Below are 26611 nucleotides of genomic sequence, written 5' to 3'. Positions count from 1 at the left end.
TAAGCCGGAGTATGCAGTAACCCGTGTCAGGCACCCGGCTTCTTTACTTCTGCTTTTAATTCTCTTCTTAACCGTTCCACCAGCTGTCGTGCAAGCTGTTCCGGAGAGCCGCTGTAACTGACGCAGCCCGTCTCACGGGTAGAATCGGGCTGGCTGCTGACGGCGCAGGTATCGGCGCTCTGTGCCCACACGGGGCAGCCACTGGCCGCCAGCCGGGGGGCGGCGATGGCGCCGTCATTGCCCATGCCGGAAAACAGGATAGCGCCGCAGGCGTTGCCGAAGCCCTCGCCCACATGTTGTATCACCTGATCAATGGACGGTGCATAGGGCCCTTCCCAGGGCTGGCCGGTGGACTGGATGCGACCGTCGTGGCGAAATTTCACCGCGTATTCCACCGGCGCGATGGCCAGTTCACCATGACGCAGGGCGCTGCCGTCCACACCCACCCTGCAATGAATGTTGTTGTCACGGCCCAGCACGCCGCACAGGGTGTCCAGGAAACTGTCGTCGATATGCTGTGCCAGCACAAAGGCCACCGGCAGATTGGCCGGCAGGCAGTCGAGAAACAGTTTTACCGCTGCCGGACCGCCCAGGCTGGCCCCCAGTACCCAGACCCGTTCGGGGCGGTCGCCGGGGCGAATGGTTTCGAATTCCCGCGGGGTGGGGATTTTTACCTGTGGCGGGCGCTGGGGAATCACGTCCAGCCGCTCTTCTACGGCCGGCTTGCCGATGTAATCCACCAGCTTGGTCACCAGCCGCCGTTCCCATTTCGGGTAACGGGCATCGGTACGCGCCGGGGCCTGACCATCACAGAACAAAATGGGGGCGGCGGCGTCTTCCAGCAGGTTATCCAGAAAAGCCTGCCAGCGATCCTCGCTGGACAGGTCTACCACCCACAGATCCAGAGCGCCCTCTTCCAGCCAGCGTTTTTCCAGGGCTTCCGGATCTGTGTTGACGACCACCTGGTAGCCCTGACTCTTCACTGCGCTGGACAGCAGGTGGCCCTGCAATGTGCTGTCGGCGATCACGCCGACCCGGCCCGGTGCGGTCATTCGTTACCCGTTTCCTGCAACTCGCCCAGCAGTTCACGAATGGTGGAGAGCAGTTCGTTCTCCTGGAACGGCTTGCCCATATAGCAATTCACGCCAATATCGAAGGCCCGTTCGCGGTGTTTTTCGCCGGTGCGCGAGGTAATCATGATGATCGGCACGTCTTGCAGGCGGCTGTCGTGGCGCACGTGGGTGGCGACTTCGAAGCCGTCCATACGTGGCATCTCGATATCCAGCAGCATCACATCCGGGCGGATATCCTCCAGCTTGGCGATGGCATCCATGCCGTCCTTGGCAGTGACCACTTCGTAGCCATTGCGCTCCAGCAGGCGAGTTGTCACCTTGCGCACAGTCACCGAGTCATCGGTGACCATGACCAGCGGCGTATCGCGCTTGGACTCGGCTTCTTCGTCTTCCTGCACCGGTTCCTGGGGCAGTACCGGAATGTCTGCGACACCCAGGGTCGGCACCTGCACGTGGGCAGCACGGATCAGCGAGTGGATATCGAGAATGATCACCACGGAGCCATCCCCGAGGATGGTGGCACCGCTGATGCCGGCCACCGAGGCCAGCTGCGGACCTACCGATTTCACCACTACTTCCCGGGAGCCCACCAGGTTGTCCACCACAATGGCCACGGTGTGTTCGGTGCTGCGGATCAGCAGTACCGGCATGGGAGTGGTGTGGCTTTCCAGGTGCGGGCTGCGGGTGCCATGGACGAAATTGCCCAGGTATTGCAGTTCGTAGTCCTGGCCCACATAGGTGTAGACCGGGTTGTCTTCCTCGAAATAGTGCTGCAGCTCGAAGGGGCTGATACGCACGATACCTTCGATCTGGTTGAGCGGGATGGCGTAGGTATCTTCCGCCGCCTTCACCATCAGGGCCCGGTTCATGGCCAGGGTGAACGGCAGACGGATGATGAAACGGGTGCCCTGCCCCTTGTGCGAATCGATGGTCACCGAGCCGCCCATCTGCTTGATCTCGCTGGCCACCACGTCCATGCCCACGCCACGGCCGGAAATCTGGGTGACAGCGGCGGCGGTGGAGAAGCCGGCGTGGAAGATGAACTGCTGGATTTCCTGCTCGGAGAGTTGCGCGTCCGGGGCGATCAGGCCACGTTCCACGGCTTTCGTGCGCACGGCGTCGGTGTCGATGCCCTTGCCATCGTCGGACAGGGTAATCACTACCTCGCCGCCCTCGCGGCCCAGTTCCAGGTTGATGCGGCCGGAGTCGTTCTTGCCGGCGCTCTGGCGACCTTCGCGGGTTTCGATGCCGTGATCCACGGCGTTACGCAGCATGTGCTCCAGCGGGGCGACCACCCGTTCCATCAGGGAGCGGTCCAGTTCGCCTTCCGGGTTGAGCACATCGAATTCCACCCGTTTGTCCACTTCACCGGAAATCTGCCGGACGATACGGCGCAGACGCGGTACCAGGCGGCTGAAGGGCACCATGCGGGTGCGCATCAGTTTTTCCTGTAGCTCGGTGTTGATCCGCGATTGCTGCAGCAGCAGGGTTTCCGTGTCCTTGGTGCGGTCCAGCAGGGTGTTCTTCAGATCCAGCAAATCCGAGGCGGATTCCGACAGCTGCTTGGTGATCTGATGCAGCTCGGAGTATTGATCCATTTCCAGGGGGTCGAAGTCTTCGTCGATTTCACCCCGTTCCACGCCCTGCTGATAATTGGACATGATCTGCGCTTCGGTTTCCGAATCCAGACGGCGCAGCTGTTCGTAGAGGCGCTGTACCGTGTTGCCCATTTCCTCCACGTTGAAGGTGAACTCGGAAATCCCCTGCTCTACCCGGCCGCGGTTGATGGAGGTTTCCCCGGCCAGGTTCACCAGCGCTTCCAGAACGTCGGCCCCGACCCGCACCATTTCCTGGGGTTGCGCCTGATTTTGGCGCTGGCGGCGGTCATCCTGTTTTGGCTGTTGCGGTTGTGGCTTCTCGGCCGCCGGTGCCATGGCCGTGCCGCTCTCTTGCGGGGCGGTGACGGGCTGGCGGCGGGCGCTACGGGCCACTGATTCCATGCCCCGGACAATCTGGTCGTACCAGTTGATCATGGGCTGGAAATCTTCCTGGGTGGGCGCCTCGCGGCGCCTTTCCAGCTGTAGCAGATAGGTTTCGAAGTCGTGACTGATGTCGCCCAGCGGCTTCAGGCCGGCCAGTCGTGCGCCGCCCTTGAGGGTATGCAGGGCGCGTTTGAGGTCATCGGTGAAATCGGTGCTTTCCGGGTGGTCTTTCCAGGAAGTCAGGCAGGCATCGATGATTTCCGCCAGCTCATCGGACTCTTCCAGGAAGATTTCCAGAATTTCCGGGTCGCTGTCCGATTCCCAGTCGCTGTAATCCTCGTCCGGCTGTTCGCTGGTGGCCGTCGGTTCTTCCCGGTTGGTCGGCGTCGTTGGCGAAGCTTCTGCGGGTGCTGGCGCAGCAGACGCAACAGCGGGCAGGCTGAATCCTGCCGGGTCGGCCACATAGCCGTGGATCGCCTGGATCAGGGTGTCGCCCTGGGGCAGCGGCCGGCCGGCCTTGAGTGCCTCTACCATTTCCGCCAGTTGGTCGTGGCAACGATGCAACAGATCGAACAGGGTCGGTTCAATGGCCAGACGGCTTTGCGCCAGGCCTTCATAAAGCGTTTCCAGCTCGTGGCCCAGATCGCCCAGTTCGCTGACTTCCGCCATGCGCGCGCCACCCTTGAGGGTGTGCAGGTCACGCTGCAGGGATTGCAGTTCGATCAGGTTGTCCTGCTCGCCGATCCACTGCTCCAGGCTACTGCCGGCAGATTCCAGAATCTCGTCAGCTTCTTCCAGAAAGATTTCTACCAGCTCCGGGTCACGCTCCGGTTGAGGGGGCGCCGGAGTGGCGGGCGCGTCCTCAACCGCAACGGGCGCGGGGCTGCCGGTGTCTTCGGCAAAGTCGGAAGCGGCTTCGTGAGCCTGGGGTTCACTGTCGAGGGAGGCACTGGTGTCCGGCGTGCGGTCGCCGCGCAGGAAAGCCTGGATGGCGCTGACCAGTTCCGGGGCGTCGTCCGGGGTTCTGCCGCCGCGCAGGGCGTCAATCATGTCGGCGAGCCGGTCATGACAACGGTGCAGCAGCACAAACAGGGCCGGCTCGGTTTGTTGCTGGCCGGCATTATAGGCTTCGTAGAGATTTTCCAGTTCGTGGGCCAGGTCGCCTACCGGTGCAACGGCGGCCATACGGGCGCCACCCTTGAGGGTATGAAGATCCCGCTGTAGACCATCCACGTTGCCGGCATCACCCTGTTCCCACTGGTCCAGGGTATGGCTGGCGGATTCCAGAATCTCTTCGGCCTCTTCCAGGAACAGGCTGACCAGTTCCGGATCCATGTGGGCCTGATATTCACCATTGCTGGCCCAGCTATTGGTGTCCGGGGCGCTATCCGCATCCGGGGAATCTGTGCTGCTGTCAGAGAAGGCATCGTCCCAGTGAGGTGAACTGCCGCCGGGGCCATCATCGTCTGGACCGCTGTTTTCTGCCAGTTCGTGGAGGGAATCCACCAGACCCAGTTCCGGGCGCACGGTCTGGCCGGCGGCCAGGCAGTCCATCATGTTGACCAGGGCATCCTGGCCTTCGCCGGCCAGCGACAGCATCTGCTCGCTGCAGGCCAGGCGGCCGGATTCCACCGCGCTGTAGCAGGCGGCCAGAGCCGCGGCCAGGGCGTGAATTTCGTTGAGACCGGCGGTGGTAGCGCTGCTGGAAAGCAGTTGCAGCTCGTCGCGCAGTTTCACCAACTCTTCGGTCTGTTCTGGATGCTGGGCCCACTGGTCCAGCAGTTGCTCCGCGTCCACGATCAGGTCCATGCCTTCGGAAAGGAACACGGAAAGGATGTGTGGATCCGGGCCGGCGTCATTTTGTTCGGCCAGCCCGTCGCGGTGTTGCTGTAGCGCGGCGATCAGGGCATCGGCGCCGGGCAGGTGGGGTTGAGCGAGCTGATCCAGGTTGTTGAGCACCAGGCGATGAGCCTGCCGCAGCAGCCCGGCCTGCTGTGTGGTTATCCGGCGGTTGCTGCTGATCAGGTCGCGGACCAGTTTTTCAGCCGGTTCCGCCACTTCCGCCACCGCTTCGATTTCCGCCATGCGGGCACTGCCCTTGAGGGTGTGCAGGGCGCGGTGGACGCTATCGTCCAGGGTATGTTCGGAGAGATCCGGGTCGACGGTGTCCAGCCACTCATCAATCAGTGCCAGGTTGCGACGGGCTTCGCTGGCGAAGATCTCCAGCAGCACCGGGTCGGGTCCCTCGTCGCTGTCGGCATCCGCTGTCGCGTCGTCGCCGTCGCTCATGTCGGGGATGTCAGCGAGGCTGTCGATACCGTTGTCGGCGCTCTCGTTCTCGCTGTCTGCTGACGCGGTTTCACTGGCCGGCTCGGGAGCTTCTTCATCAGGCAGACTGAATTCGATGACGCCATCATCGACATCGTCGCTGTCTTCCCAGGCAAGGTGGGCGTCGCTGTCGTCGGAGGCGTCGTTGAAGGCAGCCAGGTCTTCCACGGACAGGCTGTCGTCATTGTCAGTGCGGCTTTCCGCGAACGCGTCGCTGTCGGCGGGCAGGGTGATTTCCAGCGTGTCGTCGCTTTGTGTGTCATCGCCCGGTGCAGCAACGTCGCTGTGGTTGTCAGCGCTGCTGCTCTCGGTGCCAGTGATGGTCGGCACCTGATCAATCTGGCCGCCCGCGGCCAGGGTGTCAGCGGCGTCGGCCAGCGGTTGCACATCGAATGGATCCGGCTGTCGCAGGGTAAAGGCATCCACCAGGGCGGGAACCCGATTGCGGACTTCCTGTACCAGTGCAATCAGCACCGCGGTCGGTTCAATGCTGCGGTCAATGACCCGGTTGAGCATGTTTTCCACGGACCAGCCCAGCTCGCCCACGGTGCTGGCACCGACCATTCGACCGGAGCCTTTCAGTGTGTGGAAGGCGCGGCGGAATTCCACCAGGGATTCTTCATCGCTGGTGTTGGCGGCCCAGCGCGGGAAGTATTGATCCAGCGCGTCCAGGACTTCGCCGATTTCTTCCTGGAAGATCTCGATGATTTCGTCATCAATCAGATCGTCATCATCGTCAGAGGGACTCTCGGCGACCGGTTGTGGCTCGGCGTCGGGTTCCTGCGAAGCGGACTGTGCTTCCTGTTCAGTGGGGGCCAGGCCGGTAATTTCGAGGGTGCGATCGTCTTCGTCTGCGTTGTCCTGTGGGGCATCGGTGCTGTCGTCGAAGGCCTCTTCCAGAGAGAAATCTTCGTGCAGATCGTCGCCGTCGGTGCTGTCATCGGCATCGGGCTGGGCATGCAAAGAGTCGGGCTCGTCGACCGTGTGGCTGTCGGTCCGGGCCTCTGCGTCCAGCTCTATGCGTTCCACGTCGAACTGGTCATCGCCGAAATCACTGCCCTGATCCAGCGGGTAGCCGAGAGCGTCCACACTGGCACGGGCCAGTTGCAGGATATCGTCGGTGGTTTCCGGATCGTCGCTGAGACGTTCCAGATAATATTCCACCGAGGTGATGGCATCGGCCAGGGTATCCATGCTGCGCCAGTCCGGTTTCGGCTGGTCGGCGTCAAGCAGCTTTTCCTGAATGAAGAGCACGCACTGACGCAGAATGACGGCAGGCTTGCTGAGCTGGATGACCTCCAGGCCGCCGCGCACGGCATTGAGCCGTTCCGGGACCGGCTCCAGGTGCTCCGGGTTCCATTGCGAGGCAATGAACTCGACGATGCCGTCCTTGGCCTCTTCCAGGCCGGCACGGCATTCGCGCAGCACCGCATCCATGGCCTGGCCCACGTGGCCAGGCATGTCGCTCTGGTCGCCGGCGTAGGACTTGCTGCGGCGGTCACCGCCGCTGATACCCGCCAGGGTGGCTTCCACATAGAGCAGGGCGCCGGCGATATCCATCAGGGTATCGCGTTCGGCGGGGCGTTTGCCGGCGACAATATCTTCCACCGCGTGGAGCTGCTCTTCCACCAGGGTGCGCGGCTGCCCGAGCCCCAGTACCGCCACGGTGTCGGCCACCTGTTTCAGGGTGACCGTCTGCGGCTGCAGTTTGCTGGCGTCGTTTTCGCCATTGTGCACGAAGGCTTCCAGGGCATCCTTGACGGTAGTAATTTCCTCGGACAGGGCCTTGACCACCGAGTTCATGGCTTCGGCATCCGGGCCGCTCATGCGGGCCCGTTCTGCGTTGACCAGGTCATCGGAGGGCAGCGCATCGTCCAGGCGGAAACGGGCTTTGACATCGCGAATGCGCGGGCTGTCCACCTCGGCCTTGGCCACGTAATAAAGCAGGTTCTTGATCAGTTCGGTGGGGGCCGGCCGGTTCAGGCTGTCGGCGCCGTCGATGACCAGTTCACGCAGGTTTCGGTCAACATGACCGAGCATCAGTTTTACCGAGGTGCCCAGGGCAATGGCGTCTTCCGACAGCCCTTCCACCAGAGCGTTGCTGATGGTCCACAGCGGGGCCCGCGGGGCGTCGCCGGTGATCTGTTCCAGTTTGGTGAAGACCTTGGCCATGTAGCCCAGGTTCTCCCCCATGTTGTCGTTGCGGAGCACGCCGAGCAGGGCGATCTGGAACATCTGGCGGATCTTCTTGGCCAGCTGAATAAAGCGTGGATCGTTGAGCAGGTCGGCCGGAATTTGGCCACTGCCGGTGGCATCGGTCAGATCCGGTTTGAACAGGGCGGTTTCCGACAGCAGCGGTTCGCCACGGGCGGCGCGCAGGTCGTTGAGCAGCGGCAGCAGCACCACCGGCAGGTCGCGGCGGTTGCTGGCCACCCGGTCCAGATAGGGGGGCAGCTGCAGGATGGCCCGCATCAGGGTTTCCTGGCCGTCGGCCACATTGCCTACCCGGCCTTCCAGCAGGGCCTGGGCCAGCTTTTCCATTTCCTCGGCGAGCAGAGCAGCACCGTAGAACTCCACCATTTGCAGGGTGCCATACACCTGGTGCAGATGGGCCTGGCAAAAGCGCATGCGGGTGGCGTCGTCCGGGGTATCCACGAACGCTTCCAGTGCCTGCTGCGCCTGGTTCAGGGTTTCCTGGATCTCCCCGCGAACCCAGTCCAGAGCCAGATAGTCGTGACGGTCACTCATGACGTCTCCTGTCATACTTAAACCTGCCGTCACTGCGGGCAGGTTTTTTATTATCTACAGCGCTTATCGACAGCGCCGGAAGGCCAGCGTATCGGCGAAATGTATGCGTTCCAGATCCGGATGTTGCCAGTCGGTCACTTCCCCGGGGCCGAGCACCAGAATGCCACCGGGCGCGAGCCGTTCCGCCAGCCGGTTGACGATCTGGCGTTTCCGCCAGCGGCGGAAGTAGATCAGCATGTTCTGGCAGAAAATCAGATCCATGTCGTTCATTGGCGCGGTGCTCAGATCCAGCACGTTGAGCCGGGCAAAGCAGATGCGCTCGCGCAATACCGGCGCTACGGCCAGGGTCTGCTCATTGCCGCTGGGCTGAAAATATTTTTCCCGCAGTAGCGGGTCCACCTGCAATACCCGGCGTGCCGGGTATTCGCCTTTGCGGGCCTTGGCCAGGGTGGGCAGGCTGATGTCGGTGGCGGTGATGCCGTAGAACAGTTTGCGGTCGCCGCCGTTGAGCTGCTCATTGATCATCATGGCGAGGGAATAGGCTTCCTCGCCGGTGGAGCACCCCACGCTCCACACATCCAGGCTGGCGCCGTCGGGCTGCTCGGCCTTGAAGCGCTGTACGAATTCCTCCACCAGGGCATAGGAGCTCGGGTGGCGGAAGAAACTGGTTTCCTGCACGGTGAGCCGGTCTACCAGTACCGACCATTCCATGGCCCGGGATTCGGTGGAGCCCACCATCAGGTGTTCGTAATAGGTGTCGTAATCCTCGATGCCCAGCTCGCGCATGCGAATGCTCAAGCTGGTTTCGAGGAAGGTCTTGCGCTCGTTGGACAGGGTCATGCCGGTGCGTTCTTCCAGCAACGCCTGCCATAGCTGGAACTGCTCCGCATCCATGGCGGGCGTGCTTTTGATGGACCAGCGGTCTGTCACTGCAGCACCCATAGCATCACTCCTTTAGCCGGCGCGAGCCGGATCAGGAGTGCTCCGGCAGGCGGAAGCCGGCAACAGAGTTACGCATCTCCTGCGCCATCTCGGCCAGGTTACCAATGGACCGCGCAGTGGCGGTGGTACCGGCGGAGGTCTGCGAGGTAATTTCCTGGATCACGTTCATGGTGTTGGAGATGTGACCCGCAGACGCTGCCTGCTGGCGCGCCGCGTTGGAAATGTTCTGGATCAGGTCCGCCAGGGTTTTCGATACGTTCTCAATTTCTTCCAGTGCCACACCAGCGTCCTGCGCCAGGCGGGCCCCTTTTACCACCTCGGCGGTGGTGGCTTCCATGGAGATTACCGCTTCGTTGGTATCGGTCTGAATGGTCTTAACCAGGGTTTCAATCTGCTTGGTCGCGGCGGCGGAACGTTCCGCCAGGCGCTGTACTTCATCCGCTACCACCGCGAAGCCGCGGCCCGCTTCACCGGCCATGGACGCCTGAATGGCGGCGTTCAAGGCGAGGATGTTGGTCTGGTCGGCAATGTCGTTAATCAGGGATACGATGTCGCCAATTTCCTGGGAGGATTCACCCAGACGCTTGATCCGCTTGGAGGTTTCCTGGATCTGTTCGCGAATGGTGTCCATGCCGTGGATGGTGGCCTGTACCACTTCGGCGCCCTTGTTGGCGATGGCTACCGCCCGTTCCGCTACCGCTGCCGATTCGGCGGCGTTGGCGGATACCTGGTCAATGGACACCGCCATTTCGTTCACAGCGGCGGAAGCGCCGGCAATTTCCTGGGCCTGGTGCTCGGAGGCTTCGGCCAGATGCATCGCCGTGGACTGGGTTTCCTGGGCGGCCGAGGCCACTTGTACCGCCGAGTTGTTGATCGTCTGTACCAGGCTGCGCAGCTGGTCAATGGAGTAGTTGATGGAGTCAGCGATGGCACCGGTGAAGTCCTCGGTTACCGTCGCCTGTACGGTCAGGTCACCATCAGCCAGGTCGCCCAGTTCGTCGAGCAGACGCAGAATCGCCGCCTGGTTACGCTGGTTTTCGCTTTCCAGTTCGTCCTTCAGCGTTGCTGCCTGACGGTTACGCTGGGCCATGATCAGGAAGAACAGCAGCACCGCGATGGCAGCAGACAGGCCACCCAGGGTCACTGACGGGAAGAAGGTGTTGGTGGAGCCTTCAAACTGGTTGTTCAGGCTGCTGGATTCCTGCAGCAGATCCTGGGAACGACGGAAGATGGTGTCGGCCGCGTTACGTACCTGGAACAGTTCGGGAGCGGTTTCCAGGATTTCATCCACGGACTGGTTAACGAATTCGTCGAACAGGTCGGCAATCTCGGCCAGGTAATCGAGGGCATCCGGGTCGTTGACCTGGTCAATGCCCATGGCTTCGTCGCCTTCAATCATGCCGTTCATGACCCGGCCGAACAGGCTGGCATCACGACCAAAGGCATCCGCCGCGATCACCGCGCCGTCACCACCTTCCAGCACTTTGGAAATGGAGCTGAGGATCCGTTCGGCCAGCAGGGACTGGCGTTGGGCAAAGGCGATCTGATCCGGCTCGGCGCCGGTGGCCACCAGAATGTCCACCACGCCTTCATATTCAGCCTGCAGGGAAGGAATGGTCTGGGCCAGGGTGTCTGCCACTTCGTGCAGATCCAGAACCGTGTCTTCCCCGCGCAGGATGATGCCCGCATTGCTGTTCACTTCGGACCACAGACTATCCAGGCGTTCTTTCACCTCGGCGTTGTCGACCGGTTCATCCTTTACCTGATCCCAGGCGGACTGAAAGCCCTGCTGGGATTTGGCCAGCAATTCGAAGGCGTCGGCGTTACCGGCGGCGGCTTCCAGGGAGTTTTTGGCGATCTGCTGGGAGATAACCCGCATCTCAGAGGCCAGGGTAATATTCTCCTGGGCCTGGTTCGCCGTGGTCGCGGAGAGCAGGAAGTTCACCACCGCCAGGACGATAAAGACGGCAAGGCCGATGTACAGCGCGATATTCAGCGTGCTGCCTTCCGCGCCCCCCCGCAATTTGTCAAAGATTGCTCCCGAATTGAACTTCATAGTCTGGCTCCTGGCCTGGCGTTCGCTCTTCTTATGTACCCCAAATGCTTATATGCAGCTCAGCCGGTGCGGGCGACCTGCATAAAGCGCGGATCCTCTGCCAGCCGGGTCAGGCTGAACACGGACCAGTACTCCCCGTCCCGCCGGTAGGCGCCGCGCACAAAGGGTGTGACGCTGGCATCGCTGACCGGCAGTGATTCCACAAATTCATCAATGGGGAAATGTTGCATCCCCAGTACCTCGTCCACCGTCATGCCGGTGTAGAGGTCGTCCTGGTCCAGTACCAGCAACCGTCGGCGCTTTTCCTGGACCGGCGAACTCTTTTCCAGAAAGCCACTGAGATCCATCACGGTCATCAGCCGGCCCCGGACATTGGCCACGCCCTTCATCCAGCTGCGTGCGCCGGGAATGCGGGTGTAGGCCGGCACCGAGAGGATTTCGGAAACCTCATCCAGCGGTGCCACGTATTTCTTGCCATCCATCACAAAGCCCACACCGCTCCAGTAGCTGACCGCATCCTGCTGCATGGGCAGGTCTTTGGCCTGCTCGCGGCAGCGACGGTTGTAGTCGGCCAGTTGAATATAGGCGGCGGAAGCAGTTGCGCTCATCAGGGGCTCCGAATATCAGCCGTCGGCCAGCATGCGCTCGACGGTTTGCAGGAGCACATCCTCGTCCACCGGTTTGGTCAGGTAGTCCTTGGCGCCCTGGCGTTTGCCCCAGACACGGTCGGTTTCCTGATCCTTGGTGGTTACGATGACAATGGGAATGTGCGCGGTATCGGCGCCCTTGGTGAGCTGGCGGGTGGCCTGGAAGCCGTTAAGGCCAGGCATTACCACATCCATCAGTACCAGTTCGGGCAGCTCGGAGCGGGCCATGGCGACGCCATCGGCCCCGTTGGCGGCCTCGAGTACCTCGTGGCCGTGCTTTTCGAGAATCTCCCGCAACTTGTAGGTTTCGGTGGGAGAGTCATCCACAATCAGAATACGTGCCATCTTATCCTCTTCTGGCTCAGCGACGCTGTCGCTTAACCGTTGATATGCTGTCGAATCGCGCCGAGAAGCTCGTCCTTGGAAAACGGCTTGGTCAGATACTCGTCGGACCCCACTATCCGCCCCTTGGCCTTGTCGAAAAGGCCGTCCTTGGACGACAGCATGATCACCGGGGTGGCCTTGAAGGCACTGTTGTTCTTGATCAGGGCGCAGGTCTGATACCCGTCAAGTCGCGGCATCATGATGTCGACGAAGATGATATTGGGTTTGCTGTCGGCGATTTTGGCCAAGGCATCGAAGCCATCGGTGGCGGTGATCACTTCACAACCTGCTTTCTTCAACAAGGTTTCAGCGGTGCGACGGATGGTTTTGGAATCGTCGATCACCATTACCTTGAGGTCTTGGAAATTGTCAGTCATGGAAACTGCCTTTAACCGTGAACCGTTGTTGGCCGCAACTTATTGTAATTTTTGGCCTTTCTAGTAATTCGATGGGCGGGGTGTGTAGCGATACAAGCCCAAGCGAAGTTTTTAACACAGATTCTACAATCAATCTATAAGACCCTATGAAACTTGAGAAAATGCCCCGCGTATCCCTGCATAGCGGTGGGCTGTCAGCGCTGCTAACATTGCCCGGCCTGTTGCCGATGTCTGTGGAGACTCCATGAGCTTGCGTATTGGTGTGGTGATGGACCCCATCGCCAAAATCAAACCCTGGAAAGACAGCACCTTCGCCATGCTGCTGGAAGCGCAACGACGTGGCTGGTCATTGCTCTACATGGAGCCGGCAGATCTGTACGTGCGAGATGGTCGCACCTTTGCGGCCACCCGGACACTGTCCGTCACCGACAATAACGACGATTGGTACCGTCTGGCCGACGCCGTGAATTACGATCTGGCCGATCTGGATATTATCCTGATGCGCCAGGACCCGCCGTTCAATGCGGAGTACATCTACGCCACCTACCTGCTGGAAAAGGTGGAGCGCGAAGGCGTGTTGGTGGTGAACCGGCCCGGCAGTGTTCGCGACAGTAACGAAAAGCTGTTCGCCACCGACTTCCCGCACTGCTGTGCGCCGACCCTGGTGTCCAGCCAGTCCGGGCTGTTGCGCGATTTTGTACAGGAGTTCGGTGACACTGTGATGAAGCCGCTGGATGGCATGGGCGGCAGCAATATCTTCCGGGTGCGCAAGGACAGCCCCAATATTTCGGTGGTGATCGAGGTGCTGACCCAGCATGGCAAGACGCCGATCATGGCCCAGCGCTTCGTGCCGGAGATCACCGAGGGTGACAAGCGCATCCTGATGATCAACGGCGAGCCGGTGCCCTATGCGCTGGCACGGATCCCCAAGGAAGGCGAGCTGCGCGGCAATCTGGCCGCCGGCGGCACCGGACAGGGCCGTGAGCTGAGCGACCGCGACCGCTGGATCTGTGAGCAGGTGGGTCCCACGCTCAAGCGCAAGGGGCTGTATTTTGTGGGCCTGGACGTGATCGGTGATTATCTCACCGAGATCAACGTGACCAGCCCCACCTGCATCCGTGAGCTGGACGCGATCTTCGACATCAACATCGCCGGCCAGCTGTTCGATATGTTGCTGGAGTTGCGGCAGCCGTCATAGACGATGAGTACGGTCCGGGGCACACTCTCCGGCCGTTTTAAGGCAGTAACAAAAAGAAGAAACCATGGCAGCCAATTCACCCGTCAGCGCTTCAGATCGCCTCACCTTTACGGTCTTTCTGGCGTTGGCGTTCCACGGCATTCTTATCTTCGGGGTCAGCTTTGCCCCCGAGAAGCAGCGTGCCGCCCCGCATACTCTGGAAGTCACCCTGTCCCAGCATCGCAGCGATGATGAGCCGGATGAGGCGGATTTTATCGCCCAGAGCAACCAGCAGGGTTCCGGTGACCTGGCCGAAAAGCAGGAACTGACCACCACCGAGCAGGTGGATTTCGCCGACAACAAGCTGGACAAGGTGCAGCTCAAGGAAAAGACCACCCGTAAGCGCCGTGACCGCCAGTCCCAGTTGCTGGTTATCACCACCGCCCGTACCAGCGATCACCAAATCAAGGCGGACGAGCAGGAAAAAACCGATCCCAAGCCGCTCAAGGTCGCCAAGCAGGAGAATCTGCAGGATCTGAGCCGCGAGATCGCCAGCCTGCAGGCCCGTCTGGATGCCCAGAAACAGGCCTACGCCAAGCGCCCGCGTATCCGTCGCCTGACTTCCGTGTCCGCCAAGGCCCATTACGAAGCCCAGTACATCGACAATTTCCGTCGCGAGGTGGAGGCCATGGGTACCCGCAACTTCCCGTCCCGGGCGCTGAACAGCAATACCTTCGGTGCGGTGCGACTGGTGGTGGCGATCCAGAAGAATGGCCAGCTCAAGGAAGTACGCCTGCTGAAATCCTCCGGCCACAAGTTCCTGGACCAGGCCGCCATCCAGAGCGTGCGCCTCGCGGCGCCCTTCGATGCCTTCTCCGCTGAGATGCGCAAGAACATGGATGTGCTGGAAATCATCCGCACCTGGAAGTTCGACAAGAACCAGCGGGTGTCTTCGAAGTAATAGCTGCAAGCCTCAAGCTACAAGCGGCAAGGCGCGGATTGGGGTGTTGCCAGCTTTAAACCAGTGCCCGCGCACCATTTCCGGTGAACGCGGGCATGGCATCAACGGCAGCCATCGGCATATCTCGCGTTGCAGCTTGTAGCTTGAAGCTTGCAGCTCTCCCCCCCGCCCCGGATACTGTCCCCATGGACAACACAAGCCTCAAACACCAGTTGCTGGTGGCCATGCCGCAGATGGCTGACCCCAACTTTGAACATTCCGTCACCTATATCGTCGAGTACAGCAGCGAGGGGGCCATGGGCCTGACCCTCAATCGCCCGGTGCAGATCAGCCTGGGCGATATTCTCAGCGACATGGACATCGAGATTGAAGTCCCTCCGTCAGAGCGCCATCGGGTGGTGGCAGGTGGACCGATTCAGCAAGAGGCGGGGTTTGTCCTGCATGCGGCGTCGACTCATTGGCAATCCAGCGTGCCGCTCAGCGATGGCCTGATGCTGACCACCAGCCGCGATATCCTGGAAGCCATTGCCATCGGCGAAGGGCCGGAGCAATCGTTGATCTGCCTGGGCTATGCCGGCTGGGATGCCGGTCAACTGGAGCAGGAGCTGGTGGAAAACACCTGGCTCAGCACCCCGGCCAGCCGTGAGCTGGTTCTCGATACCCCCTTCGAACAAACCTGGCAAGCCGCCGCCGCCCGCATCGGCGTGGACATGAGTCTGATTGCGACGCAGGCGGGACACAGTTGAAACCAGTTAATAGTGAATAGTTAACAGTGAACAGTTACGCGGGTTGGGTTTTGGGTTGCTTTAATGATGTTCGCCGCGGCCATGGCTTGTGCGCGGCGGTCAGCCTTGCAGGAACAGGGGCGCAAGATCGCGTAACTGTTAACTATTCACTATTAACTGTTCACTGCCCCTCATGATTCTCGCCTTCGACTACGGCACACAGAAAATCGGCGTGGCCAGCGGCAACAGTCTGCTGGGCACTGCCACGCCCCTGAAAGCCCTGCCCTGCAAGAATACCCAGCCCAACTGGGATGATATCGCGGCCCTGCTCAAGGAATGGGAACCGGAAGCGCTGGTGGTGGGGTTGCCGTTGAACATGGATGGTAGTGAAAGCGAGTCCACGGCACGGGCGAAGAAGTTTGCGGGCCGACTGAAAGGCCGGTTTGGCATGAAGGTGTGGCTGGTGGATGAACGCTTGAGTACTCGTGAAGCGCGCGAGCGTACCGGGATTCAGAAAGCCGACTCGCGAGTGGATTCCATGGCAGCGGTGATTATTGCCGAAGGCTTTTTCGCGGGCGACGCCCAGATTTTTTAATACTAATTTCGTGGGGGAAAACGGTTTTGAGAGAAAAAACGGAAGTTGAGTCGTTGGCCCTTGTGGTTGTTCTTTCAATTCTGATTGCAAGCTGCGGTGGCGGCGGAAGCGGTGATGGTCAATCTGCTACCGGGTCCTATGCGCCGGTTCCCGATACCGTGACCTACCGGGAGGGCGGCGATGTTGTAGGTATGCAGGTTTTCGACTACAGCGTAAGCAATGTTATTCGATCCCGGTTTGTTGTGGATTCGGGTAATGATGGCCGATGGGGGACAGGCGATGATGTGCGTGCGGGAGGCCTGACCTGCCGATATCAGAAATCTGAAAACCCACTCCCTCCTGCGCTTCTGTCCGTAGTGCAAAACATGGGAACAAATGGTGATGGGAATTTCGCCCTTCAACAGCTTGATATTGAAAGTGACGGTCGACTTTCAGTGTGTCCGAGCAGGGAGGGCAAGCAGCTGGTAAAAGAGGAAGTGCTCTGCAAGGGGGATTTTTGCCCAGCCAGGTACCAACTTGGTTACAGGATGACGATAAGCCAGCAGGCGCTGGGGGACGGTGGCTGGAAGCAATCCCAGCACGTGGTTTTCTATGGAGAGAATGATCAGATAACAGTTGCACCTCCTTTTCTTTCTCACATTCAAACCACGAAGTTGTCGGGGAACTCCCAGGCCGGTTTCGAATTTGTTGTTACGGTGGATCAATCTCCCGAATATTCGGATTCTGTCAGTCTGCCGAATATTGCCGTCTATGCCGGCCATGGCTACCAGAAAAAAGTGGCAAAGTGGTTGCCCGGAGATCTGGAAAGCCGGGTAATCATTGATCGCTATGGTGACAATGACAGCTTTGTTGATACCCGTTACAGGACATTTACCTGGCTTCCCGAAATAGGTGAGTTGCATGAGAGTGATGCAAGCCGGAATCCGCCTGCTCCAAACGAATACATGAAGCTCTATGGATTTGATGAAAACGGCAAGCCCGACGGAGACGTTTTCCTGGGTGCCGGTGATGACGAAATTTGGTTTAGCATTGATGACGTGGTCGAAGGGTTTCCCGAATTTGTTTACGACGAAAACGGCCAGCTTCTGTCGATGCTTGATACACAGGGAAATCCGGAACGCGAGTTCACCTATGATGGAGGTAAAGTAAAATCCATTCATGTCCGGGATCGGAAAAGAAGGGAATACCAATATTCAAATGGAAAGCTTGCCAAGATCAGTCTTTTTTCTCGTAATGTTGAAAGGGTGGAGACTGAACAGCGAGTCTTCTTTCGTAATGATATTCCGGGTGTGACCACATTTATTCCCGATAGGCGCTTTCCGAGAGATAAGAGAGGGGACTTTCTGGACCCGCTTGTTCCTCAAGATAGAGACCAGATTATACGTCTTGGACGTCCTTTCTGAATATGCAGGAGCTCATGTAAGCATGGCTCCTGCAATTGCAGTTCTCGGCGTTTTTTCTTCAGAACCTTACTGCCTTACCCCTTCCACGGAAATAATAATGTCCACGGTTTCCGATGCCGGGCCCAGGTCATAGGTGATGCCGAAGTCCGCCAGTTTCAGGGTGGTGGAGGCTTCCAGGCCCATGCGGTAGCCGCCCCAGGGATCATCGCCGTAGCCGAGCAGTTTGGCGTCCAGGGTGACCGGCTTGGTGACGCCGTGCAGGGTAAAATCGCCGGTGATTTTTGCGGTTTTTTCGCCGGTCTTTTCAATCTTGGTGCTCTTGAAGGTGGCGGTGGGATACTCGTCTACTTCAAGGAAGTCATCACCGCGCAGGTGCTTGTCGCGCTCGGCGTGATTGCTGTCCAGGCTGGCGACCTGGATGGTGGCCTGCACGCTGCTGTTTTCCGGGTTGTCCGCGTCCACGGTGAAGCTGCCGTCGAAGTCGTTGAAGCGGCCGTACAACCAGCTGTAGCCCAGGTGGGAAATCTTGAACATGACAAACTGGTGGGCGCCCTTTTTATCAAACGCATAGGTGCCGCCGGGTTTGTCGGCAAAGGCCATACTGCTGAGCAGCAATGCCAGGGCGGGAATGGTGATCTTCTTTGCTAGCGTTAACATAAGCATCGAACTCCGTTTGGGTTAAAGGTTGTCAGGAAAGGTTGTCAGGGTCACGGGGCGCCATGCCCAGCATGCGGCGCAGGGTGTCGTCCCGATCAAGCAGGTGGTGTTTGAGCGCGGCCAGGGCATGCACGCCGGCGAGGATGATGATCGCCCAGGTGGCGATCTCGTGGATGTCCCCGGCGGTATCTTCCAGGCCCTTTTGGTCGCCGGTTATAGAGGGCACGGCAAACCAGTTGAATACATCGATGGCGGAGCCGTCGGCGCTGGTAATCAAATAGCCGCTGATCATGGCGGTGAACAGCAGCAGGTACAGGGCCCAGTGGGTCAGGTGGGCGCTGACTCTTTCCCAGGGCTGGTGAGTGGGCAGGGCTTGCGGGGGTGGAGAAACAAGCCGCCACAGCAGCCGGAAGGTCATCACCAGAAACAGCAGGATACCCACGCTGCGATGCAGGTGCGGCGCGCTGCGGTACCAGTCGTGGTAGTAGGTCAGGTCGACCATGTAAAGACCCAGCGCAAACATGCCCACCACCGTCATGGCCACCAGCCAATGCAGGGCGATGGTGATGATGCCGAACCGTTGTGAGTCGTTGCGCAGTTGCATCCTTGTACCCTATCCGATCTTCCTGATGATTGGAGTGTTCGCCACTAGCCGGGTTCCGCCCTTTACAAAACTTACCGTCGCTGGCGATGATTTTGCCATCCTCTCTTTGGCGGGATGTTACTGCCACCCCAAAAAACTGAACGGTTTGATCACCTGGCCTGAAGGTTTGTCGGGCCCTGGCCTTTATTCTTTCCCCGGCAGGCGCCATGCTTGCAGGGCGAACGTCGGATATCGCCATACACAAAGCAGGAGAGCCCCTTGAGCTGGGACGAGCAACAACTACAAACACATCTGGAAACCATGGCCAGAGCCATCACCGAACAATACGGTGAGTCGGCGCCGTTGCTGGTGGGAATCGAGTCCGGCGGCGCCTGGGTGGCCCAGGCATTGAACGAGAAGCTGGCCAGGCCGTTACCGATGGGCACCCTGAACCCGGCGTTCTACCGGGATGACTTCGATACCCGGGGGCTGAAAAGTACCGTGTCTCCCTCAAAGCTTCCCCTGGAGGTGGACGGTCAGCATATTCTGCTGGTGGACGATGTGCTGATGACCGGCCGCACCATCCGTGCCGCCATGAACGAACTATTCGATTTCGGTCGTCCGGCGTCGATTGCCCTGGTGGTGTTATTCGATATTGGCCACCGGCAATTGCCAATTCGTGCCGATATCTGTGGTGAAACTTTGGCATTGCCCCCCCATCAGCGGGTAGAATTACGCGGGCCCTCTCCGTTGGTTGCCGAGATTCGCAATCTGGTGGTTGAGGATGAAACAGAGACAAGGTCTTAAGAATGACGCCGACGCTTGCGCCATCCTCCCGCGTACAACTTACCGAAGACGGTAAGCTTCGCCATTTTCTGACTACCGAGCACCTGCCCCGCTCTCTACTGGAAGACATTCTGGATACCGCCGCCAGCTTCGTGGACGTGGGTGGCCGGTCGATCAAGAAGGTACCGCTGCTGCGTGGCAAGACAGTGGTCAATCTGTTCTTCGAATCCAGCACCCGTACCCGCAGTACCTTCGAGCTGGCTGCCCAGCGACTGAGCGCCGACGTGCTCAACCTGGATATCGCCAAATCCGCTACCAGCAAGGGTGAAACCCTGCTCGATACCCTGCGTAACCTGGAAGCCATGGCGGCGGACATGTTCGTGGTGCGTCATCAGGATTCCGGCGCCCCCTTCTTTATCGCCAACGAAGTGACCCCCAATGTGGCGGTGATCAATGCCGGTGACGGGCGCCATGCCCACCCCACCCAGGCCATGCTCGACATGTACACCATCCGCCACTACAAGGGCGGCTTCGAGGGCCTGAAAGTGGCCATCGTCGGTGACATCCTGCACTCGCGGGTGGCGCGCTCCCAGATCCATGCCCTGAATATCCTCGGTGCTGACGAAGTGCGCCTGATCGGTCCGAAGACCCTGTTGCCGGTCGATGCAGAGTCGCTGGGTGCGACGGTGTTCACCGACATGGCCCTGGGCCTGAAAGACGTGGATGTGGTGATCATGCTGCGCCTGCAGAAGGAGCGCATGGATTCCGCCCTGCTGCCCAGTGAGGGAGAGTTCTTCCGCCTCTACGGGCTCAACAACGACAAGCTGCAACTGGCCAAACCGGATGCCATTGTCATGCATCCCGGGCCCATCAACCGGGGCGTGGAAATCGCCTCGGAAGTGGCCGACGGCCCCCGTTCGGTGATTCTCAACCAGGTGACCTTCGGTATTGCGGTGCGCATGGCGGTCATGTCCATGGCCATCAGCGGCCAGGAAAGCAGCGCCCATGGCCGCACGGGAGGTGAGCGTGGCCAGTAAGAAAGCCAATATCCTGATTCGCAAGGGCCGGGTTATCGATCCGGCCAGTGGCCGTGACGAAATTGCCGACCTGTTGATCGAAAACGGTCGTCTGGTGCGCATCGGCGCCAGCCTGGATGCGCCCGGCGCAGATATCATGGAAGCAGAAGGCCACTGGGTGCTGCCCGGGCTGGTGGATGCCTGTGTGCACCTGTCTTTGCCGGGCAGCGGCCGCAGCGGCGATATCGCCAGTGAAACCCGCGCCGCCGCCGCCGGTGGCATTACCCATCTGGTGGCCCAGCCGGATTGCGGCCCGGTGGATTCCACCGCGGTGGTGCGGCTGATTCGCGAGCAGGCCGGCCAGGCCGGGTTTGCCCGCATCATGCCCATTGCCGCCATGACCCAGGGGCTGGCCGGCGATCAGCTGGCGGAAATGGCGACCCTGGCCAGGGCGGGCTGTATTGCGGTGGGTAATGCGGGCCGCAAGGTGGCCAGTGCCCTGGTGCTCAAGCGGTCCCTGGAGTATGCCTCCACCTTTGATTTACCGGTGATGTTCCGCCCCCAGGATTCGGCCCTGAGTGCGGGCGGCTGCGCCCACGAAGGCGCAGTGGCCACCCGCCTGGGGCTGCCGGGCATTCCGGCGGTGGCGGAAAGCGTGGATCTGTCCCGGGACCTGCTGCTGGTGGAAGCCACCGGCGTGCGGGCCCATTTTCAGCAGATTTCCAGCGCCGACTCCCTGCGCCTGCTGCGTGCGGCCAAGCGTCGCGGTCTGCCGGTGACGGCGGACGTGAGTATCCAGCACCTGCTGTTGGATGAGTCAGCCCTGGAAGGCTTCAACAGCCACTGTCATGTGATTCCGCCCCTGCGCAGTGCGGCGGATCGCGAGGCTCTGCTGGAGGCGGTGGCTGACGGCACCATTGATGCCATCTGCTCCCAGCACACCCCCATCGGTTCCTCCAGCAAGGCGGCGCCCTTCCCGGCCACCAGGCCGGGCATGGCCGGGGTGGATACCCTGCTCGGCCTGGTGCTGCAACTGGTGGACGACGGCAAGCTGGAACTGCCCCGCGCCCTGGATGCCATCACCGCGGCCCCGGCCCGCTGCCTGGGGCTTCAGGCCGGCCAGCTGGAAACCGGGCGTCCGGCCAGCCTCTGTGTGCTGGATGCCGACGCCGATAAAGACTACGCCGAACACTGGCTGTCCGCCGGCAACAACTCCCCCTGGCGACGTGCAGTGCTCAAGGGCAATGTGAAGTTAACCGTGTGTCAGGGCAAGGTGAGTTGGCTGACAGACTGATTCAGTTAACAGTTAACAGTGAATAGTGAACAGTTCGCGGGATGGGTTCTGTGTTCCTTAACGCAAGAGGCCGCGCCTGAACTCCGGGCGCGGCCTCTTGCGTTTCAATGCCCTGATGCCAGTGGGTGCGGGCTGTTCACTGTTAACTCTTCACTGTTCACTGTTCACTGATTTGAAACACCTCAACCCGCAACGCCTCCTCCCCAACGACCCCCGGTGCCACCCGCCAGCGTCCCTGCGTATCTTCAAACACCAGTGCCGGGGTGCCCTGCAGGCCCAGGCCGATCATCAGGGCGGTGTTGTTGTGGATCTGGCTGCGGATGGCGTCGGGGACCCGCTCCAGCGGGCGGATGCCGCCGTCGTCAAAGTGGCCTTCGTGCTCGGCCAGGGCCGCTGCCGGGTCCGCGGCGGCGAGGATGGCGCCGCCTTGGGTGAAGCTGCGCTTGGGGTGGATCATACCGACGATGATATGGCGCACCTGCAGGGTGTTATCCGGGTGATTGACCAGCGGCTGCATGTTTTCCCACAGCACGGCGCAGTAGGGGCAGGCCATGTCGGTGAACACATAGGCCACCCGTTGCGGGTCTTCTGCCCCTTCGGCCACCCAACGGCTGCTTTCCAGGCGGGCCAGCAGGCTGTCCATGTCGGCTTGTTCGCCTACGGCGGACAGCGGTAGCAGCATGGTGACCAGCAGAGTGAGCATTCTCATGGGCGAGGATCATCCAGGTGAGAGGTAAGGAAGTGATGCAGGCTGGCCCGGGACAGGGGGCCGAAGTGACGGGCCAGTTCGTTGCCCTTGCCATCAAATAGCAGGGTCAGCGGCAGCCCACCGTTGCCGGCATGGTGACCCAGTGCCATCGGTGGGTCCAGCAGCGGCAGGTCAAAATGCAGGTCGGCCTGCATCAGGTAATCCCGCACGGCCTGAGCGGTTTCCCCCTGATTAGCCAGCACGAAGCGAACGTTGGGATAGCGTGACTGGGCGTCGGCCAGCACCGGCATTTCCCGCCGGCAAGGTGGGCACCAGGTGGCCCACAGATTGATCAGAGTCGGTCCCTGTGCCACTTGCGCGAGGGGTATGGGCGTGCCCTGCAGGTTTTCCAGAGTGATGTCCGGCATGGGGACAGGCTCGGGGGTCATGGCATGCAGGGTGGCCAGGGAAATGGCTAGCGCCATGAAGGCCGCCGCGGTGCTGGAGAGCAATGCCAGGCGCAGGGCCGGTCGACGCCACAGACACAGGATTGCCACTGGCAGAGCTGCCAGGGCCCCGGGCCACCACCAGCCCCCATCGCGAATATCCAGCATGGCCAGCAGGCCGGAATACTGCTCGGGATAACGCAATACGAAGGCCGCACGGGCGCCAGCCAGGGCAGCCAGGGTGATCAGCCACAGCCACTTTTCAACGGGTTTGCCACGCCACTGCCACCAGAGACTGGCCAGTACGGCGGCGGAAAAGGTAATCAGGGCAACAACAGTGCCCGCTGGCAGCGCCAGCGGGCCGATCAGAATGGCGTCCAAAGGGGGTGGTCCTTTTACCTGCGGTATGCGTCGTCCGGTCAGCCGGGGTAGCGCTGGAACATTTCATCCACCGCCTTCTGGATGTGTTCGCTGCGCCGTTCGCTGCGCATGTCGTCGTAGAGGCGGTCGCGACTGGTGGCCTGCCAGACCACATTATTGGTGGCCGGATCGATCATCTGTACCACCAATTTGTATTCTTCAGTGATGTCGCCTTCCACCGGGGTGGTGGTGCCTATGCCCACATTGTTGCGGCTGAAGCCGAAACCGAACTGCACCACGGAGCCGTCGTAGCGTTGTTCACGCTTGAAGAAATGTTTGACGTGCACGTCGGCTTGCCCGGAGGTGCTGGCGGACAATCCCTTCTCGGATAGGGCGGTTTTCAGGGCTGTGCGGGCCCGTTGGTCGTCCAGCTCTCTGGGCTGGTCTTCGTTTTGTTCCACGAAGGCGTAACTGCGGTATTGGTCCAGTTTGGCGTCTTCCTGGCTATCGATGACCACCGGGCTGACGCAGGCGCCAAGGAAAAGACAGAGTGAAAGGAAAAACCAGCGCATGGCTCTTCTCCCGGTTGCGGTGAATGTCCCCCAGTATCACAGGGGAACGGCACGATACCGTGAAAGATCAGCCCCGGCAGAGATTTGCCGGGGCATGAGGTATGACCGTTTCGCGGGCGAAGGGTTCAGTGGTCAGGCCGGCAGGGCCTGCTCCAGTCGTGACCAGAGGCCGGTTTCGTTGGCGGCCTCGCGGAAGGCCTGCTGGTCCTGGGGGTTCTGCCGCTGATAGATGCGACCGATGTCGCGGAGCATGTCCGGTGCGTCCACCACGCTGACGGCGGTGGCGATGGTGTGCCAGCCGTCGCGGGTATCACGGGCGGCATCAAGGAACGCTTGCAGCAGGTCGCCGCCGTCGCGCAGGCTGATTTCCACCACGGTCTGCAGACCTTCACGGTGAAAGCGGCGGGCAAAGTCGAGCAGCAGGTCGGTTTTGCCAAGCTTGGCCGCGTTACGCATCAGGGCTTCTATCACAGACGTATTATGGGTGCTTGGCAGTCTTGCCAGCATGTTGCGTTCCTCGTCACCCAGGAATTGGGCCAGGTCCAGAATCAGATCCCATTGTCCGCTTTGATGGGCTGCCTGCACCACGGCTTCCGCTACCTCTTCGCCCTGGCGCAGGGCGGTATGGGCAACCACTTCCCGATAGTCCCGTTGCATGGCCTTGACCAGGGGCAGGGTCTCTTCCAGCAGATTCTTGCTGACTGCGGCATTCACCAGTTCGGTGATCACGGTGCTGTTACGCAGGGAAGGCAGGTTGACGATTTTGCGATGGTAGCGTGGGTTGATCACGGACAGCGCGCGCAGTACCGGACCCCACAATTGCTGGCGGTGGGCCACATCAACCAGGGAGTCCAGCGTGCGTTCGTCTTGCTCGGCCATGATGTTGCCCAACCGGCTTTTCAGCTCCCCTTCCACATGGTCTATCACCCAGATGGCCTTGGGCCAAAGATCCACATTTTCGGTACCGGACCGCACGATGCTGGCCAGTCGGCTGTTATCAATCATGCGGATCACATTGCTGAGCTGGGTGGTATTTTCCATGTAGAAGGCAATAGTCAGCAGCGCGCCATCATCCTTTACCGCGTTGACCACTTCGCGAATGGAGGGGGCGGAAAGCGCATCGGCAAAACGACCCAGCAGCAGGAACTGTTTTTCCTGAATCTGTTTCAGTGCCACTTCGCGGATTACTTCCGCAGGCAGGCGCCGAATGATTTCACGAATCTTGCGCGGGTCTGCCTGGGCGGCGATTTCGCCGAGAAAATCCGGGGTCAGCCGTCGGGCAACTTTTACGGCGAAGTAGGGATCCATTTCGCCGACCAGGCGGGCGGCCATTTTGGCGCCGATGGCATAAGCCAGTTTCGCCAGTTGTTTGATGGAGAGCCAGCGGGTCCAGCTTGCCAGGTGCTGGAACCCTTTGCGGTGTTGGTTGTACATCTCCTCTTCGATGTGTTCGCGCAACTCGCGCAGGTTGCCAGCACCGGCATCGACCAGGGCTTGCCAGGTGGTGTCGTCGAGGGTCAGGTACTGGGCGAGCTTTTCCAGCTCAATCTGGATTTCCAGGTTTGGTGTCAGGTCGTTCATGGCGGCGTCCTTGGTGCGGGGATTAAACGCTAGCGAAGCGCGCTGCGGGCAATACTGCGCAGCCACAGAGGCAGGGCCTGAATGCCGCTATCGATGGCTTTCTCCAGGCGACTCTTTTCGCTTTCCAGATAGTCATCCACCGCCTGATCGAGATCCCGGGTAACCGGTTCCGGTAGGTAGGAGAGAAACCCTACACGCTGATGAATACGTTCAATGGCGTCCTTGTTATTCATGATCGATCCTGTTTTGGGTGTGCCGTTATGGGGTGTACCGAAATCGTAAAATCGCAGCGGAAAAATCGAATCGGGAAAACACCGTCATTGCACTGTATCAAACGAGAGCAAACAGAAAGTACACATAACATTAAGCGACTGTGGGATTTTTGTATCGACATTCTTGCCAACATTGTTGACCCCCTCAAACAGTGATACTTAATGATCCTGTAAAAGACGGAATCGATAGCTTCGCAACGTCGAGGCTGCCACGGAGGCGATGTTGGCTGAACAAAAAATACAGAAAAGAAAGCCCGCCACAACACCCTGGGCCGGGCGTCTTGTCCGGCAAATGCGGCAGGCTGTGGCGCGTGCGCCAGGCGGTCACTATGTGCTGGATCAGGCGCGGGCTGTCGAGGATGTGCTGTTCGAGGATCTGCAGTTACGCCTGGGCGGCATGGGCAACCATCACTACCTGCCAGGGCCGGTGGAGACATCATCCGGTGAGGATGAAGGGCACGATAAATCCTTGCAGTCACGGTTTACCGCGCTGGCTGACCAGTCCCTGGAGCAGACACCGGCCAGTGCCAGGGCCAGAGTTTATGGACGTATCGTCAACCAGCTTCTCCCCGACGAAGTCAGGATCCTCACTGCCCTGTCGGACGGCTCTGATATTGCCATCAGTCATTTAGTGGCGCGCGGTGGTCGTTTCAAAAACAGCGAGCATCGGGTGATGGCGTTTCTGAGCCGGGTGGGTAATGAAAGTGGTGTGATGCTGGCGGATGCGGTACCCCATTACCTTGCGCATTTATTTTCTCTTGGGTTGCTCGATGGCGGCCCGGAAGACAATTCCCAGACAGCAAAATACGAAGCCATCGAGAATGGTTCGGAGGTGCGTTCCGCCTGTGAACAGATGCGTAAAGAATCCCGGCTTCGGCCAGTCTTTATTCGCGAAACCGCACACCTTTCAGCGTTCGGCAAGGCATTCTGGGCGGCCTGCTCCGGATAACAATCTGTA

General features: G+C 60.2%; 23 protein-coding genes. 9 read left to right on the top strand and 14 right to left on the bottom strand.

Features of this window, described 5'->3' with window-relative positions:
* Positions 1-26: 26 nt before the first annotated feature.
* The 7 genes from ACMG4N_RS02415 to pilG form a co-directional block, all read right to left on the bottom strand.
* Entirely contained in the window at positions 27-1052 is a 1026-nt protein-coding gene (locus tag ACMG4N_RS02415) for a chemotaxis protein CheB (RefSeq protein ID WP_414432822.1), read from the bottom strand.
* Positions 1049-8131, bottom strand: a complete 7083-nt coding sequence (locus tag ACMG4N_RS02410) for an Hpt domain-containing protein (RefSeq protein WP_414432821.1) — start codon at positions 8129-8131, stop codon at positions 1049-1051. Before ACMG4N_RS02410 ends, ACMG4N_RS02415 begins: the two co-directional genes overlap by 4 nt.
* Positions 8132-8194: 63 nt before the next feature.
* On the bottom strand, positions 8195-9073 hold the full coding sequence (locus tag ACMG4N_RS02405) for a CheR family methyltransferase (RefSeq protein WP_297767471.1): 879 nt from the start codon (positions 9071-9073) through the stop codon (positions 8195-8197).
* 31 nt (positions 9074-9104) lie between these two features.
* The gene (locus tag ACMG4N_RS02400; protein ID WP_297767468.1) at positions 9105-11129 is read right to left on the bottom strand and encodes a methyl-accepting chemotaxis protein; all 2025 of its coding nucleotides are present in this window, start codon (positions 11127-11129) and stop codon (positions 9105-9107) included.
* Between the two features lie 59 nt (positions 11130-11188).
* Positions 11189-11737 (bottom strand): chemotaxis protein CheW, encoded by a 549-nt coding sequence (locus tag ACMG4N_RS02395; RefSeq protein ID WP_290511741.1) that lies wholly within the window; start codon positions 11735-11737, stop codon positions 11189-11191.
* A gap of 15 nt (positions 11738-11752) precedes the next feature.
* Positions 11753-12121 carry a twitching motility response regulator PilH gene (gene pilH, locus ACMG4N_RS02390; protein WP_035245814.1) on the bottom strand — a complete coding sequence of 123 codons (369 nt, stop codon included), beginning with the start codon at positions 12119-12121 and terminating at the stop codon, positions 11753-11755.
* A gap of 32 nt (positions 12122-12153) precedes the next feature.
* A complete protein-coding gene (gene pilG, locus ACMG4N_RS02385; RefSeq protein WP_007148837.1) occupies positions 12154-12537 on the bottom strand; it encodes a twitching motility response regulator PilG in 384 nt (127 codons plus the stop codon).
* 244 nt (positions 12538-12781) lie between these two features.
* Here pilG and gshB point away from each other — a divergent pair, with 244 nt between their 5' ends.
* The 5 genes from gshB (at position 12782) to ACMG4N_RS02360 (ending at position 17398) form a co-directional block, all read left to right on the top strand.
* The gene (gene gshB / locus ACMG4N_RS02380; protein ID WP_297767461.1) at positions 12782-13735 is read left to right on the top strand and encodes a glutathione synthase; all 954 of its coding nucleotides are present in this window, start codon (positions 12782-12784) and stop codon (positions 13733-13735) included.
* 64 nt (positions 13736-13799) lie between these two features.
* Complete coding sequence (locus ACMG4N_RS02375; protein WP_414432820.1) at positions 13800-14675, top strand: energy transducer TonB; 876 nt, start codon at positions 13800-13802, stop codon at positions 14673-14675.
* A gap of 185 nt (positions 14676-14860) precedes the next feature.
* Complete coding sequence (locus ACMG4N_RS02370) at positions 14861-15421, top strand: YqgE/AlgH family protein (RefSeq protein WP_297767455.1); 561 nt, start codon at positions 14861-14863, stop codon at positions 15419-15421.
* 172 nt (positions 15422-15593) lie between these two features.
* Complete coding sequence (gene ruvX / locus ACMG4N_RS02365) at positions 15594-15995, top strand: Holliday junction resolvase RuvX (protein WP_414432817.1); 402 nt, start codon at positions 15594-15596, stop codon at positions 15993-15995.
* Between the two features lie 26 nt (positions 15996-16021).
* Positions 16022-17398: an RHS repeat domain-containing protein gene (locus ACMG4N_RS02360; protein WP_414432815.1), complete on the top strand. Its 1377-nt coding sequence runs from the start codon at positions 16022-16024 to the stop codon at positions 17396-17398.
* 66 nt (positions 17399-17464) lie between these two features.
* On the opposite strand, the gene ACMG4N_RS02355 is transcribed toward ACMG4N_RS02360, so the two are convergent.
* Complete coding sequence (locus tag ACMG4N_RS02355) at positions 17465-18055, bottom strand: YceI family protein (protein ID WP_297767452.1); 591 nt, start codon at positions 18053-18055, stop codon at positions 17465-17467.
* A gap of 31 nt (positions 18056-18086) precedes the next feature.
* On the bottom strand, positions 18087-18659 hold the full coding sequence (locus ACMG4N_RS02350) for a cytochrome b (protein WP_414432813.1): 573 nt from the start codon (positions 18657-18659) through the stop codon (positions 18087-18089).
* Between the two features lie 258 nt (positions 18660-18917).
* Between ACMG4N_RS02350 and pyrR the strand changes: the two genes are divergently transcribed.
* From pyrR to ACMG4N_RS02335, 3 genes are read left to right on the top strand one after another with little or no spacing between them, the layout of a single operon-like run.
* Positions 18918-19445: a bifunctional pyr operon transcriptional regulator/uracil phosphoribosyltransferase PyrR gene (gene pyrR, locus ACMG4N_RS02345; protein ID WP_297767446.1), complete on the top strand. Its 528-nt coding sequence runs from the start codon at positions 18918-18920 to the stop codon at positions 19443-19445.
* A gap of 2 nt (positions 19446-19447) precedes the next feature.
* The gene (locus tag ACMG4N_RS02340) at positions 19448-20461 is read left to right on the top strand and encodes an aspartate carbamoyltransferase catalytic subunit (RefSeq protein WP_297767442.1); all 1014 of its coding nucleotides are present in this window, start codon (positions 19448-19450) and stop codon (positions 20459-20461) included.
* Positions 20430-21734 carry a dihydroorotase gene (locus tag ACMG4N_RS02335; protein WP_414432810.1) on the top strand — a complete coding sequence of 435 codons (1305 nt, stop codon included), beginning with the start codon at positions 20430-20432 and terminating at the stop codon, positions 21732-21734. The genes ACMG4N_RS02340 and ACMG4N_RS02335 overlap by 32 nt, the downstream gene beginning before the upstream one ends.
* A gap of 157 nt (positions 21735-21891) precedes the next feature.
* On the opposite strand, the gene dsbG is transcribed toward ACMG4N_RS02335, so the two are convergent.
* The 5 genes from dsbG to ACMG4N_RS02310 form a co-directional block, all read right to left on the bottom strand.
* On the bottom strand, positions 21892-22443 hold the full coding sequence (dsbG, locus tag ACMG4N_RS02330; RefSeq protein ID WP_414432808.1) for a thiol:disulfide interchange protein DsbG: 552 nt from the start codon (positions 22441-22443) through the stop codon (positions 21892-21894).
* Complete coding sequence (locus ACMG4N_RS02325; protein ID WP_414432807.1) at positions 22440-23249, bottom strand: TlpA family protein disulfide reductase; 810 nt, start codon at positions 23247-23249, stop codon at positions 22440-22442. Before ACMG4N_RS02325 ends, dsbG begins: the two co-directional genes overlap by 4 nt.
* Before the next feature lie 38 nt (positions 23250-23287).
* Positions 23288-23800 (bottom strand): DUF4136 domain-containing protein, encoded by a 513-nt coding sequence (locus ACMG4N_RS02320; protein WP_414432806.1) that lies wholly within the window; start codon positions 23798-23800, stop codon positions 23288-23290.
* A 132-nt stretch (positions 23801-23932) separates the two neighbouring features.
* On the bottom strand, positions 23933-25381 hold the full coding sequence (locus tag ACMG4N_RS02315) for a hypothetical protein (RefSeq protein WP_414432805.1): 1449 nt from the start codon (positions 25379-25381) through the stop codon (positions 23933-23935).
* 29 nt (positions 25382-25410) lie between these two features.
* Positions 25411-25614 carry a hypothetical protein gene (locus tag ACMG4N_RS02310; protein ID WP_414432803.1) on the bottom strand — a complete coding sequence of 68 codons (204 nt, stop codon included), beginning with the start codon at positions 25612-25614 and terminating at the stop codon, positions 25411-25413.
* Positions 25615-25957: 343 nt separating this feature from the next.
* On the opposite strand from ACMG4N_RS02310, the gene ACMG4N_RS02305 reads away from it, so the two are divergent.
* A complete protein-coding gene (locus ACMG4N_RS02305) occupies positions 25958-26602 on the top strand; it encodes an Abi-alpha family protein (protein WP_414432802.1) in 645 nt (214 codons plus the stop codon).
* The last annotated feature ends 9 nt before the right edge of the window (positions 26603-26611 follow it).

The sequence above is a fragment of the Alcanivorax sp. IL2 genome, assembly GCF_047495475.1.
Taxonomy (GTDB): Bacteria; Pseudomonadota; Gammaproteobacteria; order Pseudomonadales; family Alcanivoracaceae; genus Alcanivorax.
Note: the sequence above shows the minus strand (reverse complement) of the source record. Positions and strands in the feature narration are given on the sequence as shown.

Excerpts from the sequence above, each read along its gene's own strand:
- ACMG4N_RS02415 (WP_414432822.1), bottom strand. The coding sequence starts at position 1,052 with ATGACCGCACCGGGCCGGGTCGGCGTGATCGCCGACAGCACATTGCAG.
- ACMG4N_RS02410 (WP_414432821.1), bottom strand. The coding sequence starts at position 8,131 with ATGAGTGACCGTCACGACTATCTGGCTCTGGACTGGGTTCGCGGGGAG.
- ACMG4N_RS02405 (WP_297767471.1), bottom strand. The coding sequence starts at position 9,073 with ATGGGTGCTGCAGTGACAGACCGCTGGTCCATCAAAAGCACGCCCGCC.
- ACMG4N_RS02400 (WP_297767468.1), bottom strand. The coding sequence starts at position 11,129 with ATGAAGTTCAATTCGGGAGCAATCTTTGACAAATTGCGGGGGGGCGCG.
- ACMG4N_RS02395 (WP_290511741.1), bottom strand. The coding sequence starts at position 11,737 with ATGAGCGCAACTGCTTCCGCCGCCTATATTCAACTGGCCGACTACAAC.
- pilH (WP_035245814.1), bottom strand. The coding sequence starts at position 12,121 with ATGGCACGTATTCTGATTGTGGATGACTCTCCCACCGAAACCTACAAG.
- pilG (WP_007148837.1), bottom strand. The coding sequence starts at position 12,537 with ATGACTGACAATTTCCAAGACCTCAAGGTAATGGTGATCGACGATTCC.
- gshB (WP_297767461.1), top strand. The coding sequence starts at position 12,782 with ATGAGCTTGCGTATTGGTGTGGTGATGGACCCCATCGCCAAAATCAAA.
- ACMG4N_RS02375 (WP_414432820.1), top strand. The coding sequence starts at position 13,800 with ATGGCAGCCAATTCACCCGTCAGCGCTTCAGATCGCCTCACCTTTACG.
- ACMG4N_RS02370 (WP_297767455.1), top strand. The coding sequence starts at position 14,861 with ATGGACAACACAAGCCTCAAACACCAGTTGCTGGTGGCCATGCCGCAG.
- ruvX (WP_414432817.1), top strand. The coding sequence starts at position 15,594 with ATGATTCTCGCCTTCGACTACGGCACACAGAAAATCGGCGTGGCCAGC.
- ACMG4N_RS02355 (WP_297767452.1), bottom strand. The coding sequence starts at position 18,055 with ATGTTAACGCTAGCAAAGAAGATCACCATTCCCGCCCTGGCATTGCTG.
- ACMG4N_RS02350 (WP_414432813.1), bottom strand. The coding sequence starts at position 18,659 with ATGCAACTGCGCAACGACTCACAACGGTTCGGCATCATCACCATCGCC.
- ACMG4N_RS02340 (WP_297767442.1), top strand. The coding sequence starts at position 19,448 with ATGACGCCGACGCTTGCGCCATCCTCCCGCGTACAACTTACCGAAGAC.
- ACMG4N_RS02335 (WP_414432810.1), top strand. The coding sequence starts at position 20,430 with ATGGCCGCACGGGAGGTGAGCGTGGCCAGTAAGAAAGCCAATATCCTG.
- dsbG (WP_414432808.1), bottom strand. The coding sequence starts at position 22,443 with ATGAGAATGCTCACTCTGCTGGTCACCATGCTGCTACCGCTGTCCGCC.
- ACMG4N_RS02320 (WP_414432806.1), bottom strand. The coding sequence starts at position 23,800 with ATGCGCTGGTTTTTCCTTTCACTCTGTCTTTTCCTTGGCGCCTGCGTC.
- ACMG4N_RS02315 (WP_414432805.1), bottom strand. The coding sequence starts at position 25,381 with ATGAACGACCTGACACCAAACCTGGAAATCCAGATTGAGCTGGAAAAG.
- ACMG4N_RS02310 (WP_414432803.1), bottom strand. The coding sequence starts at position 25,614 with ATGAATAACAAGGACGCCATTGAACGTATTCATCAGCGTGTAGGGTTT.